This is a genomic window from Bradyrhizobium sp. 23, from assembly GCF_023073295.1.
GTDB lineage: Bacteria > Pseudomonadota > Alphaproteobacteria > Rhizobiales > Xanthobacteraceae > Bradyrhizobium > Bradyrhizobium canariense_D.
In genome coordinates, this window is the sequence record NZ_JADPJF010000073.1 from 2,985 (window position 1) to 4,948 (window position 1,964).

At 58.2% G+C, this 1,964-nt stretch carries 2 protein-coding genes and 1 pseudogene; 2 read left to right on the forward strand and 1 reads right to left on the reverse strand.

Going from position 1 to position 1,964, the window contains the following annotated elements:
- Positions 1–516 (reverse strand): annotated as a pseudogene (locus tag IVB32_RS19815) (hypothetical protein); the annotation flags it as partial.
- A 103-nt stretch (positions 517–619) separates the two neighbouring features.
- Between IVB32_RS19815 and IVB32_RS19820 the strand changes: the two are divergent.
- Positions 620–1,018 carry a hypothetical protein gene (locus IVB32_RS19820; RefSeq protein ID WP_247372072.1) on the forward strand — a complete coding sequence of 133 codons (399 nt, stop codon included), beginning with the start codon at positions 620–622 and terminating at the stop codon, positions 1,016–1,018.
- 685 nt (positions 1,019–1,703) lie between these two features.
- Complete coding sequence (locus IVB32_RS19825) at positions 1,704–1,913, forward strand: hypothetical protein (protein WP_247372079.1); 210 nt, start codon at positions 1,704–1,706, stop codon at positions 1,911–1,913.
- The last annotated feature ends 51 nt before the right edge of the window (positions 1,914–1,964 follow it).

Below are 1,964 nucleotides of genomic sequence, written 5' to 3' on the forward strand. Positions count from 1 at the left end.
GATCGCATCGTGCGGTGTAGTCAGCGGCCCCGGTTGCTGAAGTGCCACATAGGTTGCACTCGTCTGAGTGGTAGGCAGAGCCGAGGAGATCTCGGCTCTTTCTTGCGGCAACCACGAAGGTGAAACGGCATGCGCGGACCACCGATACATCATTGCTCTGACGGCATCGCCGTCGGATGACTGCGCTGCAAGAGCAGCTAAACAGATGCCGCTTGCCAACAGCAGACCGATCAGGCCGCGCAGTGCCGGCCTTCCGCGCGATGAGCTCGCCCCGCGGTCAGGTGGTCGAAACCATTTCGCGGAATTCTTCGGCTGAGAAGGATGGCGCGTGCCATCCTGATCAAACTTGGAAAGCTGTTCATTGACACGCGCCAGCTGTTCATCTGCACGTGCGATCTGATCATAGGCGTGGGCGAGCCGTTCGTCCGCGCGCGCAACAAGCTCGACGTCTTCTGGTGAGAGCGCGGGACCATGAATTTGTGAGCCGGGATTTATCGGTTTAATCGGCGAATGCATCGGCGTTCCCCATCGCACCCAATGTCACCCGGACTGAGGCCGAGCATTAAATCGGGCAAGTCCACACTCCCCAACGCCGGTTTGACCAAAGCAAGGCCACAAGATGAAAACCGGAGGGCGGATTTTCGGCGACAGCTCCGCGTATAGCGCTCTAATCCGTCGAGGATCTTCGGGAAAGACGGACGGCGGCGCATCGCCCGGCAATCCGACGGAGCTGGCCCTCGCGGTTCGCGGGCCCATTCAAAGCGGTCGTAGTGCCAGCGACTGCACGCTTCTCCCCCAAGCCCGCCACCAAGGCATCTCGACCCCTCTCGACGACCTGACTTTGGTGGTTACAACCCTGGCGCTGCACGCCACGAACTCCGCCGCGCGCATCGAGCAGATGCCTGCCAGCGGATTCATCTTCGTTGCGGCGAATTCTTTTTTCCTAGTCGCGATCGTAAACCGTTTTGAGGCCGCGGCTTCGGCCTGTCTGACCCGCTTTCGTAGCTCGATGAGCTGACGGTACTCGGCTTCCAGCGGGTCGCGATAGGAGAGCTGGTGCACGATAGTTCGAATCCATACGACGAATATCGAATCATGGAAATCGAACTCGTTTTCAGGCAACCCCCGCTAACTGGTGGTTCGGGAAAAAAAATGCCCGATCGACGCGACGATATTCCGTCTCGGCAAGTTGGCAACGAATGTCACTCGTTAAGCTTGATGCTACCGAGGAGGCTGGATTGCGCCCGCGCTCGTGAACCGCCTACACGGAAGCTGTGGGATCGAGATGATCCTGATGCGCTGGAGCATCAGTTATCACCGCGCGGTAGCTTCGCGACAGCCCGACGGAGCTTGACTTCGATGCACCGGCCGCAGATCAACTCGCCGTCCCCGGCCGGTGGCGCAAGAACTATCAGCTCTTCTGGCGCGAACTCTTCTTCGCAGTGATCGCAGCGGGGGATTTCGAGCATCCGCGCATTTGCTCACGCAGTTGTGGCGGAATTCGATAGCCTCTTTACCCGACCGCTCGCAAGAGTTTGATTAGTACCCACGGCCGAGCTGCACCAAGTTCGTTCCCAATCGGGAACGTTGTTGAAGAAATCCCGGACGTTGCAGATTTACAACCCGCGCAGCCATTCGCGATACTAAGCTCGTCCATGGAGACGACCAGACATGCTTACTTCAACATGATCGCGGGGGGCGAAATGTATGATGTCTATCGCAATGACAGACGCTTCTTGCTCGTTCTAAATTCAGGCTCTCCCGTGCCCGTGCTTTACTCTGCACATAAGTGGCGGAAGAGCAGGAAACGAGTTCTCAAGGTCAGCGACGAAATCAAGTCAGCCGTTCAGGCACAAGGCTATTACGTCCGCAGCCTGCGGATCACCAAGGAGCGAATGATCGACGTCGAGTAGGTGGCGAGCGGGTGTTCTCGTTGGCGCGTTTGATCACCAGCAGCCAAGCCG

Coding starts and splice junctions, on each gene's coding strand:
- IVB32_RS19820 (WP_247372072.1), top strand. CDS start 620: ATGAAAACCGGAGGGCGGATTTTCGGCGACAGCTCCGCGTATAGCGCT.
- IVB32_RS19825 (WP_247372079.1), top strand. CDS start 1,704: ATGTATGATGTCTATCGCAATGACAGACGCTTCTTGCTCGTTCTAAAT.